At 56.9% G+C, this 13,836-nt stretch carries 9 protein-coding genes; 4 read left to right on the top strand and 5 right to left on the bottom strand.

Annotation, left to right across the window (positions count from 1 at the left end; translation table 11 throughout):
• Positions 1-489 precede the first annotated feature (489 nt).
• Positions 490-2,142 (bottom strand): dihydroxyacetone kinase subunit DhaK, encoded by a 1,653-nt coding sequence (locus EBC_RS03375; protein WP_013200407.1) that lies wholly within the window; start codon positions 2,140-2,142, stop codon positions 490-492.
• 688 nt (positions 2,143-2,830) lie between these two features.
• On the opposite strand from EBC_RS03375, the gene leuA reads away from it, so the two are divergent.
• Positions 2,831-4,504: a 2-isopropylmalate synthase gene (leuA, locus tag EBC_RS03370; RefSeq protein ID WP_013200406.1), complete on the top strand. Its 1,674-nt coding sequence runs from the start codon at positions 2,831-2,833 to the stop codon at positions 4,502-4,504.
• Here the strand turns inward: leuA and EBC_RS03365 are convergent.
• The 3 genes from EBC_RS03365 to gltP form a co-directional block, all read right to left on the bottom strand.
• Positions 4,477-5,250, bottom strand: a complete 774-nt coding sequence (locus EBC_RS03365) for an AraC family transcriptional regulator (RefSeq protein WP_013200405.1) — start codon at positions 5,248-5,250, stop codon at positions 4,477-4,479. The genes leuA and EBC_RS03365 overlap by 28 nt on opposite strands.
• Before the next feature lie 194 nt (positions 5,251-5,444).
• Positions 5,445-6,989 (bottom strand): methyl-accepting chemotaxis protein, encoded by a 1,545-nt coding sequence (locus tag EBC_RS03360; protein ID WP_013200404.1) that lies wholly within the window; start codon positions 6,987-6,989, stop codon positions 5,445-5,447.
• A 362-nt stretch (positions 6,990-7,351) separates the two neighbouring features.
• Complete coding sequence (gene gltP, locus EBC_RS03355) at positions 7,352-8,653, bottom strand: glutamate/aspartate:proton symporter GltP (protein ID WP_013200403.1); 1,302 nt, start codon at positions 8,651-8,653, stop codon at positions 7,352-7,354.
• 532 nt (positions 8,654-9,185) lie between these two features.
• Here gltP and acs point away from each other — a divergent pair.
• The 3 genes from acs (at position 9,186) to EBC_RS03340 (ending at position 13,244) form a co-directional block, all read left to right on the top strand.
• Positions 9,186-11,141: an acetate--CoA ligase gene (gene acs, locus EBC_RS03350; RefSeq protein WP_013200402.1), complete on the top strand. Its 1,956-nt coding sequence runs from the start codon at positions 9,186-9,188 to the stop codon at positions 11,139-11,141.
• Positions 11,142-11,277: 136 nt separating this feature from the next.
• Positions 11,278-11,589, top strand: a complete 312-nt coding sequence (locus EBC_RS03345) for a DUF485 domain-containing protein (protein ID WP_013200401.1) — start codon at positions 11,278-11,280, stop codon at positions 11,587-11,589.
• On the top strand, positions 11,586-13,244 hold the full coding sequence (locus EBC_RS03340) for a cation acetate symporter (protein ID WP_013200400.1): 1,659 nt from the start codon (positions 11,586-11,588) through the stop codon (positions 13,242-13,244). Before EBC_RS03345 ends, EBC_RS03340 begins: the two co-directional genes overlap by 4 nt.
• A 41-nt stretch (positions 13,245-13,285) precedes the next feature.
• Here EBC_RS03340 and EBC_RS03335 read toward each other — a convergent pair whose 3' ends face one another.
• Positions 13,286-13,831 carry a YfaZ family outer membrane protein gene (locus tag EBC_RS03335; RefSeq protein ID WP_013200399.1) on the bottom strand — a complete coding sequence of 182 codons (546 nt, stop codon included), beginning with the start codon at positions 13,829-13,831 and terminating at the stop codon, positions 13,286-13,288.
• Positions 13,832-13,836 lie beyond the last annotated feature (5 nt).

The raw sequence follows: 13,836 nt of genomic DNA, 5'->3' as shown, positions 1-13,836 counted from the left end.
ATACAACCGAGACCGCCCTTAACCTGTGCATCCCCAAATCCCACCAACAACTCAGAAGATTAAGGGTGGCGGCAGAGTGCGCGTTAGCCGAGTGTCTGCCGCAGGGATGCGGCAGCCAAGCCCCCAGGGATGGGTTCACGGCGTCTCGGATCACGCGCACTCTGCCGACGCCGAGACACCCAAGCTGGTTTTGGCCTGTGCGACCCTGATACTACCCGAGCCGCCCTTGACCAGTGCGCCCCCTATTCCACCGAGGCCGCCCTTGACCTGTGCATCCCCAAAATCACCAAACAAATCAGAAGCTTAATGGTGGCGGCAGAGTGCGCGTTAGCCGAGTGTCTGCCGCAGGGATGCGGCAGCCAAGCCCCCAAGGATGGGTTCACGGCGTCTCGGATCACGCGCACTCTGCCGACGCCGAGACACCCAAGCTGGTTTTGACCTGTGCGACCCCAATTCCACCGAGCCGCCCTTGACCTACCCCTAAACCCCTTAAGCCTTACCGCCCTTAGCCAACTCAGCAAACACCTGCTCCACGGCATAAGCGCCTGGGTCTTTCACCCCGTTCAGACTGTCCTTGTTCAGATACGATGAACGTCCGGCTTTGGCTGAACGCATCTTCGCGGTGCTGTCCGCCCCCTTCTTCGCCGCGGTCGCCACCTTCTTCAAATCCTTACCGGCGACCAAGGCTTCAAAGGCCGGATGCAACGCATCGATCATCGTGCGATGACCCGGCTGCGCGCCACCGTAATGCTGCATTCTGTCCAGCCCCCAACTCAACGCCTTCGCCAACGGCTCGCCCTCTTCCAGCTTCTGCCCCGCCGCGGTAAACATAATCGACATCAATACCCCGCTGGAACCGCCCATCACCACCGCTAACTGCTCACCGACATAGGTCAGCAGACTGGACAGATCGTCTAATGGCAATGCCTTCGCCTTTAAGTCCTTCAACACCTTGCCCGCGCCGGCCGCAAAGGTTGAACCGGTGTCACCGTCACCGACCTTCGCATCCAGCTGATTCAACTCACTCTCTAATCCCACTAACGTGCTGCAAATGGCCTTCACCACCGCAGCAACCCTGGCATTCTCCGATGGTTTCACCTTCTGCTGGGAGGCCACTTTCTTACCTTTGATCACCTTCGGGGCCTTCACCTTCACCGCCGACTGCCACCCGCTGGCCTCGACCGGCGCCAGCAATGCTTCCTCTAACGAGGGCGTCAATACCAGCGTCGAAAGCGAAAAGCCCTTCATGTCCAACGCACTCACCAGGGTTGCCGGACCCACCAACTGCTTAACGGTTTTACCTAAATCCGTTTTCAACACCTCGCGGGTTAGCACCGCCATCTCCAGCGCCGAAAAACCGCCAAGATTGTTCACTAACAACGCCACCTTCTTGCCATCCGGATTGTGCTTCGCCAGCTTCTCCACCAACACGCTGACGATCTCCTCGCTGTTCTGCGTCTTCAGCGTCGATGCACCCGGTTCGCCGTGAATGCCCATGCCCAACTCGCTCTGCCCTTCCTTCACCCGATCGTCGCGCTTCTCACCAGGCACATGACAGGTGGAAAATGCCAAACCAATACTCGCGGTGGCCGCAATCGCTTTATTCGCCAACGCCGTCACGTCTTTTAAGGATTTGCCCTGCTCTGCCGCATAACCGGCCACCTTATGCACCAACGCCGTTCCCGCAATGCCGCGCGGCTGCGGGTTATCCGGCAAGGCGATATCATCGGTCACCATCACCAAATCGACCTTGAAGCCCAGCTTCTTCGCCTTCTCCGCCGCCAGACCAAAATTGAGCCGATCGCCGGTGTAGTTTTTGACGATTAGCAAACAGCCTTTCTTACCGGTTACGTTAACAATGGCGCTTAATACCGCGTCAACGCTGGGTGAGGCAAAAATATCGCCGCAAACGGCTGCGGTCAGCATCCCTTTGCCGACAAAACCAACGTGAGCCGGCTCATGACCGGAACCACCGCCGGAAATCAACGCCACGCGCGACTTATCCCAGTCATTGCGCACCACCACCCGGATATCCGGCCCCACGTCCAGCTGACTGATATTGTGATAACCACTGCTAATCAGGGCACCTTCGATGGCTTCATTGACCAGGCCGCTCTTCTGATTCATAAAAAACTGACTCATGACGCTTCTCTCTCTGATGATGTGAATGATGAAGGGGAAAACGAGCTAAGTGTCTAACTGTAGCTGAATTATTTTTCGTGATTGGGCAAAAAGAGTCAGTAACGCGATGCAGTAATAGAAGCGCATTTCCAGAAAATCTGGCGGCAATACTAAAATAGCGATTACTGACTCCGCTAATTATTCATCCTTAATATAAAGGCCACAGCAGAATAATGTCCTGCTGACGTTTTAAAAAACCTGATACATGCCGTTACAATCAGTGAATTTTTTTCAACGTTAATTACAACCGATTGATATAGATCAGTTTTATGATTACTCATTATCCGGACGACATGTTCCACATTCTGAAAAAGGTCAGGAGAGTGTTGTTTTTGTCACATTTCACCGTAAAGCTTGCTGCAATTTTCCGAGAAATGGCTTAAAAATATGGCGGATTTCCAGGAACAGCTTGTGGCAAAGATCGTTTTCCTATAAAAAATAAGCCAGCGGATTTTTATACAACCAACAATTAATACCGCTGACAGCAAATCTCTTTGGTTCAACACGCCAATTCCAGGGCGTTCAGAAGGCAGACCGCAAGGTCTGCTTTTTTTTCATTTGTCACTTTTGCCACACTGATTGTCAGCTTTCCGCCAGTCTCTGCCGCGACCTGCGGTCATGATGGTTCTCCCTTTTCAGGAGACTCATCATGCTGTTATCCCCCGCAGAAAAATACCCCACGTCCCCGGTGCTGGCACTCCCCGACCGTCAGTGGCCGGGCAGGACCTTAACCCAGGCACCACGCTGGTTATCCACCGATCTCCGCGACGGCAATCAGGCGCTGGCCGAGCCGATGGACAGCCAGCGCAAAATGCTGTTCTGGAACCTGCTGCTGCAGTGCGGTTTCACCGAAATTGAAGTGGCGTTTCCGTCGGCGTCACAGACGGACTTTGCCTTTGTCCGTGAGCTGATCGAAGGGGATCATATCCCCGAAAACGTCACCATTCAGGTGCTGACCCAGGCCCGCAGTGACTTAATCGACCGCACTTTTGCCGCCCTTGAAGGCGCACACCGCGCCACTTTGCATCTGTATAACGCCACCGCACCGGTGTTCCGTAAGCTGGTGTTCCGCCAAAGCCGGGAAGAGATCGTCGCGCTGGCAGTCAACGCCACCCGACAAATTCGCCAGCGCTGCGAAGAGAACCCGGCCACCCGGTGGACCTTTGAATACTCGCCGGAAACCTTCTGCTTTACCGAAAGTGATTTTGCGCTGGAGATTTGTGAAGCCGTCGCCGCCGTCTGGCAACCCTGTGCCGAACGCCCGATGATCATCAACTTACCGGCCACGGTGGAAGTGAACACCCCGAACGTTTATGCCGATCAGATTGAGCACTTCTGCCGCCATTTTTCGGCGCGATCGCAGGTGTGTATCAGCGTACATCCGCATAACGACCGTGGCACCGGCATTGCCTGTGCCGAACTGGCAATGCTGGCCGGGGCCGACCGCGTTGAAGGCTGCCTGTTTGGTAACGGCGAGCGCACCGGCAATGTCGATCTGGTGACGCTGGCGCTGAACCTCTATACCCAGGGCATCCCGCCGGGTCTCGATTTCAGCCAGATTAAACAGGTGGTGGATACCGTCGAGCAGTGCAACCAGCTGCCGGTGCATCCCCGCCATCCGTATGCCGGTGAACTGGTGTTTACCGCCTTTTCCGGATCGCATCAGGATGCGATTAAAAAAGGCTTCAGCGCCCGCCGGCAGACGCCGGACGCGCAGTGGGAAGTGCCGTATCTGCCCATCGATCCGGCGGATATCGGCTGCAGCTATGAAGCGGTGATCCGCGTCAACAGCCAGTCGGGGAAAAGCGGTGCCGCCTGGATGATCGAGCAAAACCACGGGCTGTCCCTGCCTCGCGCGCTGCAACAGCATTTCAGCCATCACGTCCAGCAGCAGGCCGACAGCGAAGGCGGGGAAATGACCCAGGCCGCCATCTGGCAACTGTTCTGCCGCCTGTATGGCTTAAACTCGCCCGCGCTGCAACTGCATGATTACCGCAGTCAGAGCGAAGGCGGCGAACTGCTGTTACAGGGCGAACTGTGGCAGGGCGAAAAACGCCAGAAACTGGAAGGACGGGGAAAGGGCCTGCTGTCGGCGGCCGTGGCGGCATTGAGCAAGACCTATAACGTCACGCTGTCGATCCAGGATTACCACGAGCATACGCTGGGGCAACACAGTGACAGCCGCTCGGTGACCTATCTGCGCTGCATCCTGCCGGACGGCCAGAGCAGCTGGGGCGTCGGCATCGATGGCGACGTGGCCAGAGCCTCTCTGCAGGCGCTGCTCAACGCCTTCGCTCACTGGACGTCTTTGGCCGGGAAATAGTCGCTGGGCGCCACGCCCATAATCCGCCGAAACATGGCGCTGAAGGCACTGTGGCTTTCGTAACCCATATCCAGCGCCACGCGCAGCACCGACTCACCCGCCGCCAGCCGCGTCAGGGCTTCCATCAGCCTGGCGCGGCGCACCCAGTCACTGAACTGCAAGCCGGTTTCCTGATAAAAACGTCGGGCCAGCGTCCTGCTGCTGACGCTCAGCTGGCTGGCGCTATTCTCCAGCGTCCAGCGTTCGGCGGGCTGTGTGCGGATGCGTTGGCACAGGGCCACCAGCGGCGGCGTCTGTGGCTCCGGCAGGCAAAACGGCAACGCCGCCATCACCCGGATTTCATCCAGCATCAGCTCGTAAATCCGCTCGGTGCGGGTGTTGGCCGAATAAGACGGCGGCAGCGACAGCGAGCTGACGATCAACTCTCTCAGCAACGGCGAAACCTGCACCACCTGACAGCTGACCGGCAAATCCGCGCGGGCGAGCGGGTCGATAAACAGCGTCCTCGCCGCCACCTGGCCGGTGATCTGCAACGCATGCCGCACGCCAGCGGGCATCCAGACGCCGCGCCCCGGCGGCACAATCCAGTGTCCGGCGGCGGTTTCAACCCTGACCACGCCGGTCAGGCTGTGGATCAGCTGCGCGCAGTCGTGGTGATGCATCTGTTCGCGGTCGCCATGCTGATAATCATGGGCAAAAGGGATCAGTGGACGGGTGGAAAATTCGGGGATAAAGGTGGTCGACATGACGGTTACCGGCGGCAGGTGGTGACAGAAACGTATCACGCCACCGGTGAGAAATGCGAGCCGGTTGCAGTGCAATATTATGCGGCAACCGGACTGGCCAATGCGAGCCGGTTGCAGTGCAATATGATGCGGCAACCGGACTAGCCAATGCGAGCCGGTTGCCGCGCATTCGCGTGCCGCAACCGGGACCGGGGTTAGCGGAAGACGCTGATCGCTTCCACCAGCCGCGTAGCCTGACGCGTCATGCGGCCGGAGGCCTGAGCGCCCTCTTCCACCCGCGCGGCGTTTTGATGGGTGATGTTGTCCAGGTCTTCCACCGCCAGGCTGACTTCGCTGAGCGCGGTCGCCTGCTCGGAGGTCGCCGCGCTGATCTGCGCAATCAGTGAGGTAACGTTCTGGACCTGGCTGACGATGTTTTCCATAGTTTTACCGGCATCGTTGACGTGATCGCTGCCTAAACGCACCTTGGTGGCGCTGTTTTCCACCAGATTCTTGATCTCACTGGCGGCGACCGCGCTGCGTTGCGCCAGGCTGCGGACTTCGCCAGCCACCACCGCAAAGCCTTTACCCTGCTCACCGGCGCGTGCGGCTTCCACTGCGGCGTTCAGCGCCAGGATATTGGTCTGGAAAGCAATGCCGTCGATCACGCTGGTAATGCTGGCGATTTTCTTCGAACTTTCGTCGATTTCGGCCATCATCGTCACCATCTCGTTCATCGCCTTGCCGCCTTTGGTGGCCACATCGCTGGTGCTTTTCGACAGCGTGTTCACCTGACGGGCGGTTTCGGTATTGCTCTGCACCGTCGCGGTCATTTCATTCATGGTGGCGGCGGTTTGCTGCACGTTGGCGGCCGCTTGTTCGGTGCGGCGGCTCAGTTCGTTGTTGCCGTGGGCGATGGCATCGCTGGCACTCAGCACGTTAATCGCCTGGCCGCTGACGTCATCCACCAGCCAGCGGAACATCAGCCCCAGCTGACCCACCGCCCGCAGCGTCATGCCGACGTCATCAACCCGATCGGTTTCATCCACCTTGTGGCTGGCCCCGGTCGCCACCTTCAGCGCCTGCTGGCACATCCGCTCTATCGGGCGGGAAATCTGCTGCTCCAGCCAGGCCGACGCCAGCATTAACAGCACCGCCATGACGGCGGCAAAGATCGCCAGCGACCGGCCCGGCAAGCCCAGCAGCCAGACGCCCAGCAGCGCCAACGGCAGCAAAGCGATCATCGCGCTGCGGATGCGCCAGCGCAGAGACAGGGTTTTAAACAGCGTGGTCCAGCTCAGCAAGCCGGTTCGCACCAGCAGCCCTTTATGGAAGCGCCAGCCTTTACGTTTCCCTTCGCGGAACTCGCGGTAAAGCTTTTCGGTTTCACGCACTTCCTGCTTGCCGGGTTTGGTGCGAACCGACATAAATCCCTGCACCTTGCCGTCCCGGACCACCGGAATGGCGTTGGCACGCACCCAGTAATGATCGCCATTTTTACGGCGATTTTTCACCAGCCCGGTCCAGGGTTCGCCCTGCTTGAGGGTCGCCCACATATCGGCAAAGGCTTCAGGCGGCATATCCGGATGGCGCACCATATTGTGCGGCTGGCCGCTGATCTCTTCCGGCGAAAATCCGCTGGCCTCAATAAATGCATCGTTGGCATAGGTGATGTGGCTGCTGATGTCGGTGGTGGTCATCAGAGTGGCATTATCGTCAAACACATATTCCTGCTGTGTTACGGGCAAATTTGTACGCATGAATCAACATCCTTGAGGCTGTCGCCAGGATTGGGGTTAGGCAGAAGAGTTATCTTTTTTTATAGTTTCGGCGGGAAATCAGTGAACTTTAGCGACTTAACCTAACTTTTGCGATCCAGGCCAAAAAGCAGACAAAGCCCTTCCGCTGCGTGATTAGTGCACTTTGAACCGGTTCCAGGGCAGGCAATGCCCCTTGAATTGCTAAGCCATTATTATTAAGGCGGGTTTTAGTGTATTGCGGATGTATCTTCAGTGAGGGGGAATAACGGGCTGAGTTTCCCCAGCCTTTATTAGCGGTAGGCCGCCCATGAGAGAGGGCCGAGCTGGCAGCAGGAAAACCTGCCACCAGCACCAGCGTTAAATCAAGACGTCGAGGCTAAGGTCTTCATTTTAGTCTCGTAGGCAACCGCCTGTTTAGCATCAAACTGGTTCTCCCACTTGGCAATAACCAGCACCGCCAGCGCATTACCGACCACGTTCAGCGCGGTACGCGCCATATCCATGATACGGTCTACACCGGCGATAAAGGCCAGTCCTTCCAGTGGGATACCGACGCTACCCAGCGTGGCCAACAGCACCACAAAAGAGACGCCCGGTACGCCAGCAATGCCCTTTGAGGTCACCATCAGCGTCAGGACCAGCACGATTTCCTGCCCAATCGACAGGTCAATACCGTACAGCTGGGCGATAAAGATCGCCGCAATGCTCTGGTACAACGTCGAGCCATCGAGGTTAAACGAGTAGCCGGTCGGCACCACAAAACTGGTGATGGATTTCGGCGCACCGTAGGCTTCCATCTTCTCCATGATGCGCGGCAGCACGGTTTCGGAACTGGAAGTGGAGTATGCCAGGATCAGCTCATCTTTCAGGATTCGCATCAGCGTGGTAATCCGCAGGCCGCAGATGCGGGCCACCGCGCCCAGCACCACAAAGGCGAAGAACAGGATGGCGGCGTACACCAGGATCACCAGCTTCGCCAGCGGCCACAGGGAGGCGAAACCAAAGTTGGCGATGGTCACCGAGATCAGCGCAAACACGCCAATCGGCGCATAACGCATGATCATGTGCGTGACCTTGAACATCGCTTCCGAGGTCGAGCGGAACACCTTCAACAGCGGGTCGCGGTGTTCAGACGGCAGCGAGGAGAGCCCCAGCCCGAACAGCACCGAGAAGAAGATGATCGGCAGCATGTCGCCCTTGGCGATCGCGGCAAAAATATTCTGCGGGATCAACGACAGGATTGTGTTGACCAGGCTGTGCGCCCCGCTCTGCACCTGTGCCGTGGTCGCTTCATATTTAGAGATGTCCACCGTTGCCAGCGTCGACATATCAATGCCGTAGCCAGGTTTAAACACATTCGCCAGGGTAATCCCTACCACGATGGCAATGGTGGTAATCACTTCGAAATAGACGATGGTTTTCACGCCAATGCGTCCGAGTTTTTTTGCATCACCGACGCCGGCAATACCGACAATCAGCGTAGAGATGACGATCGGCACGACGATCATTTTGATCAGGTGAATAAAGATGTCACCGGCCGGGCTGAGAATGTTGGTGATTAACCATTCACGTTCGGATGGCTGATTATGCAATATAGCGCCGACGATGATCCCCAGTACTAACGCCGTCACTATTTGCCAGGCAAGGCTGAATTTTACTTTCATAACTTGTCTTTTTCCTTAACAAAACCCGGTCTCCGCGCGCAGTTGGCGGAATGAATCACTCTCAAGGGGAGTAGGCCGAAGTCGGCTAATTCGCGGATGATGGATGGTTGAAACCTGAATTTCAGGCGCGTGATAAGTACCATTTTCACTGGGTAAATTGCAACCCTCGGCGAGATGTGGCTACTTTATGGCCTGCGGACAGGATAAAGCTCTGAAACAGCCCCACACAAACTAAGCCATTGTTATACTTGGCAATATTTGTTACTGATAAAGCATATCTATGCATTATCGTGCTGTGACCTGAAATAGCCCCGCGGTTCGGTTGTCTACTTTTCACTCAGCCCAGCGGCCCGCGTCGGCGTTTTGACCGACGGAAATAAAGGCAAATTTCGCGTCTCCGGCGGCCGTTTTCGCGCTTTTCATTACCTGTTGTTATGACGTGATCTGTGGCGCAAAAAGCAAACAAAACTCCCCGGCTCGCTTCAATTAACCTTTGATTGACATATCATTAACATCTTCAAGGAGAATAGCCATGAGCCAACAACACCGACATCCTGTTCCCGCCAATATTGCGGAAAACACCCTGATTAATGCCCAGCAGTATGAGTCCATGTACCAGCAGTCCGTGCAGGACCCCGATGCCTTTTGGGGCCAGGAAGGTAAAATTCTCGACTGGATCAAACCCTATACCGCGGTGAAGAACACCTCGTTCGCGCCGGGCAATATCACTATCCGCTGGTTTGAAGACGGCACGCTGAACCTGGCGGCCAACTGTCTCGATCGCCATCTGCACAGCCGCGGTGACCATCCGGCAATTATCTGGGAAGGCGATGATGCCAGTGAAAGCAAAACCCTGACCTTCCGCGAGTTACACCGGGAAGTCTGTCGCTTTGCCAACGTGCTGCTGGAACTCGGCGTGAAGCGCGGCGATGTGGTGGCTATTTATATGCCAATGGTGCCTGAAGCGGCCGTTGCCATGCTCGCCTGCGCCCGCATTGGCGCGGTGCATTCGGTTATTTTTGGCGGCTTTTCACCGGAAGCCGTTGCCGGCCGTATTATCGACTCCAACGCCCGGCTGGTGGTCACCGCCGATGAAGGCGTGCGCGCCGGCCGTTCAATCCCGCTAAAGAAAAACGTCGACGATGCGCTGGCCAATCCTGGGGTGACATCGATCGCCAACGTGGTGGTGTTTCGCCGCACCGGCAAAGAGGTGGCCTGGGAAAATGGTCGCGATCTCTGGTGGCACGAGCTGGTCAACAAAGCCAGCGCCCACCATCAGCCCGAAGAGATGAACGCGGAAGATCCGCTGTTTATCCTTTATACCTCCGGCTCCACCGGCAAGCCGAAAGGCGTGCTGCACACCACCGGTGGCTATCTGGTGTATGCGGCGACCACCTTCAAATATGTCTTTGATTATCATCCGGATGACGTTTACTGGTGTACCGCTGACGTTGGCTGGATCACCGGGCACAGCTATCTGTTGTATGGCCCGCTAGCCTGTGGCGCCACCACGCTGATGTTTGAAGGGGTGCCAAACTGGCCGAAACCCAGCCGCATGGCCGAAGTGGTCGATAAGCATAAGGTCACCCTGCTGTACACCGCGCCGACCGCCATTCGCGCCCTGATGGCCGAAGGCGACAAGGCGATTGCAGGCACCGATCGCAGCAGCCTGCGCATTATGGGTTCGGTCGGCGAGCCGATTAACCCGGAAGCCTGGGAATGGTATTACAACAAGATTGGCGACGGCCGTTGCCCGATCGTCGATACCTGGTGGCAGACCGAAACCGGCGGCTTTATGATCACCCCGCTGCCGGGTGCCACCGAGCTGAAAGCCGGTTCGGCCACCAAGCCGTTCTTCGGCGTGCAGCCGGCACTGGTGGACAACGAAGGCAATCCGCAGGAAGGCGCGGGCGAAGGCAATCTGGTGATTGTCGACTCCTGGCCGGGCCAGGCGCGCACGCTGTACGGCGATCACGATCGCTTTGAACAGACCTACTTCTCCACCTTTAAGAACATGTACTTCAGCGGAGACGGTGCCCGTCGCGATGAAGATGGCTACTACTGGATCACCGGCCGCGTGGATGACGTGCTGAACGTCTCAGGCCACCGCCTGGGCACGGCAGAGATTGAGTCGGCGCTGGTGTCGCATCCGAAAATTGCCGAAGCGGCAGTGGTCGGTATTCAGCACAGCATTAAAGGCCAGGCGATTTATGCCTATATCACCCTGAACAGCGGTGAAGAACCGTCAGCAGAGCTGTATGCCGAAGTGCGTAACTGGGTGCGTAAAGAGATTGGCCCGATTGCCACGCCGGACGTCTTGCACTGGACGGATTCACTGCCAAAAACCCGCTCGGGGAAAATTATGCGCCGTATCCTGCGCAAAATTGCCTCCGGCGATACCAGCAATCTTGGCGATACCTCAACCCTGGCCGATCCTGGCGTGGTAGAAAAACTACTTGAAGAGAAACAGTCTATTAAGATGCCTTAAGTCCGGTTAATAGATTTCCTTTATTGATGGGCAGCGTAATAAAAAGTCGTTAATAACGCTGCCCATTATTCCTTCTACTGACCATTACCCTTTTTAAAAAAATAAACCCTGTACTTATACCTCTGGAGACTCTGTGATGAATGAACTTATTTATCAACGGATAGAAAAGAGTGCACGCTTTAAAGAACTGGTGAGAAAACGCCAGGCCTTTGCCACTCTGCTCTCCGTCATCATGCTCATCCTGTACGTAGGTTTTATTCTGTTAATTGCCTTTGCGCCTGGCTGGCTGGGCGCGCCTCTGCATGCCGGTACCAACGTGACCCGTGGTATTCCCATTGGTATTGGCCTGATCGTGATCTCTTTCCTGCTGACCGGCGTCTACGTCTGGCGCGCCAACGGTGAATTCGACCGCTTAACCCGTGAACTGCTGAAAGAGGTGAAAGGATGAAGCGCCCTCGTTTATTGCTCTGTCTGGCGGCGCTGCTGCCGTTCTCTGCCCTGGCGGCGGACGCGATCACCGGTGCGGTGCAAAAGCAGCCCACCAATTACGAAGCGATCGTGATGTTCCTGATTTTTGTCGCCTTTACGCTGGGGATTACCTACTGGGCGTCGAAACGTACCCGCTCGCGCAGCGATTATTATACCGCCGGCGGCAATATTACCGGCTTCCAGAACGGGCTGGCGATGGCCGGTGACTTTATGTCCGCCGCGTCATTTTTGGGTATTTCCGCGCTGGTTTATACCTCCGGGTATGACGGGCTGATCTATTCGCTGGGATTCCTTGTCGGCTGGCCGATCATCCTGTTCCTGATTGCCGAGCGTCTGCGTAACCTGGGGCGCTATACCTTCGCGGACGTGGCGTCCTATCGTCTGAAACAGATGCCGATCCGCACGCTGTCCGCCTGTGGTTCACTGGTGGTGGTGGCGCTGTATCTGATTGCGCAGATGGTGGGCGCAGGCAAGCTGATCCAGCTGCTGTTCGGCCTGGATTATCATGTTGCGGTGGTGCTGGTCGGGATTTTGATGGTGATGTATGTGTTGTTCGGCGGCATGCTGGCCACCACCTGGGTGCAGATCATCAAAGCCGTGCTGCTGCTGTTCGGCGCGTCGTTTATGGCGTTTATGGTGATGAAAACCGTCGGCTTCAGCTTCAATAACCTGTTTACCCAGGCGATGGCGGTGCACCCGAAAGGCGTTGAAATTATGCGTCCTGGCGGGCTGGTTCACGACCCCATCTCCGCGCTGTCGTTGGGGCTGGGACTGATGTTTGGTACCGCTGGCCTGCCACATATTTTGATGCGTTTCTTCACCGTCAGCGATGCCCGTGAAGCGCGCAAAAGCGTGTTCTACGCCACCGGCTTTATGGGCTATTTCTACTTCCTGACATTTATTATCGGCTTTGGTGCGATCCTGCTGGTCGGCGCGAATCCGGCGTTTAAGGATGCCAGCGGCGTGCTGATCGGCGGCAACAATATGGCGGCGGTGCATCTGGCGGATGCGGTTGGCGGCAGCCTGTTCCTCGGCTTTATCTCTGCCGTGGCCTTTGCCACCATTCTGGCGGTGGTCGCCGGTCTGACCCTGGCGGGCGCTTCGGCGGTCTCTCATGACCTGTATGCCAGCGTGTTCCGCAAAGGCCAGGCCACCGAGCTGCAGGAGCTGCGGGTATCGAAAATTACCGTGGTGCTGCTGGGCTTTGTCGCCATCGCGCTGGGGATTATGTTCGAGAAGCAGAACATCGCCTTTATGGTCGGGCTGGCGTTCTCTATCGCGGCGAGCTGTAACTTCCCGATTATCCTGCTGTCGATGTACTGGTCGAAACTGACCACGCGCGGCGCGATGATTGGCGGCTGGCTGGGGCTGATTACGGCGGTGATGCTGATGGTGCTGGGCCCGACAATCTGGGTTCAGGTGCTGGGCAATGCCAAAGCGATCTTCCCGTATGAGTATCCGGCGCTGTTCTCGATGTTAGCGGCCTTTATCGGCACCTGGCTGTTCTCGATCACCGACAGTTCGGCATCGGGCGCAGAGGAGCGTAAGCGCTTCCAGGCACAGTTTGTACGTTCACAGACGGGTGTCGGGATTGAAGGCGGGAAATCACACTAAACGGGCGTTGAGGGGCGGATCGAACGATCCGCCCTTGCGCATCAGAAGTGAACTGACGCACCGACATAAGGACCATCAGCAATGACGTTGTCTTTACGACCGTCTTTGCCGTTCATGGTCATGTACTTATAGCCCACGCGCACGTCAACCAGCGAGATTGGCTGGAAGCTCACGCCGCCAGAGGCTTCCTGGTAGTTGTCGATATGGCTGGAGAACGCGTCCGGCGAGTAGTAGTACTCACCAAATACGTTGAACATATGGGTGACCGGCACCTTCACGCCAGCACCGACGGCAACGGCATAGCCATCTTTGCTGTCAGTTGGGTTGGTCGACATCACTTTCGCGCCAGGCGACAGGAACACATCGCCAATCGCGACGTTATAACCCAGACCCAGGCTCTCAACGTTGCCATCATGATCGCTACGCAGCCAGTCACCTGAAAGCGCAAATCCTGGGGAATCGGTGCCCAGACCCAGGTGCAGGTTGGTGTAATCACGACCGACGTCAACGCCGCCATCGATTGCCTGCGCGGATCCTGCCAGCGCCAGAAGCGCCAGTGCGCCTGCGGTAGTTGCCACTGCTTTCATTTTTT

The sequence above is a fragment of the Erwinia billingiae Eb661 genome, from assembly GCF_000196615.1.
Taxonomy (GTDB): Bacteria; Pseudomonadota; Gammaproteobacteria; order Enterobacterales; family Enterobacteriaceae; genus Erwinia; species Erwinia billingiae.
This window is presented reverse-complemented; position numbering and strand designations above follow the sequence as displayed.

Coding starts and splice junctions, on each gene's coding strand:
- EBC_RS03340 (WP_013200400.1), top strand. CDS start 11,586: ATGAAGCGCCCTCGTTTATTGCTCTGTCTGGCGGCGCTGCTGCCGTTC.
- EBC_RS03365 (WP_013200405.1), bottom strand. CDS start 5,250: ATGTCGACCACCTTTATCCCCGAATTTTCCACCCGTCCACTGATCCCT.
- leuA (WP_013200406.1), top strand. CDS start 2,831: ATGCTGTTATCCCCCGCAGAAAAATACCCCACGTCCCCGGTGCTGGCA.
- EBC_RS03345 (WP_013200401.1), top strand. CDS start 11,278: ATGAATGAACTTATTTATCAACGGATAGAAAAGAGTGCACGCTTTAAA.
- acs (WP_013200402.1), top strand. CDS start 9,186: ATGAGCCAACAACACCGACATCCTGTTCCCGCCAATATTGCGGAAAAC.
- EBC_RS03360 (WP_013200404.1), bottom strand. CDS start 6,989: ATGCGTACAAATTTGCCCGTAACACAGCAGGAATATGTGTTTGACGAT.
- EBC_RS03375 (WP_013200407.1), bottom strand. CDS start 2,142: ATGAGTCAGTTTTTTATGAATCAGAAGAGCGGCCTGGTCAATGAAGCC.
- EBC_RS03335 (WP_013200399.1), bottom strand. CDS start 13,831: ATGAAAGCAGTGGCAACTACCGCAGGCGCACTGGCGCTTCTGGCGCTG.
- gltP (WP_013200403.1), bottom strand. CDS start 8,653: ATGAAAGTAAAATTCAGCCTTGCCTGGCAAATAGTGACGGCGTTAGTA.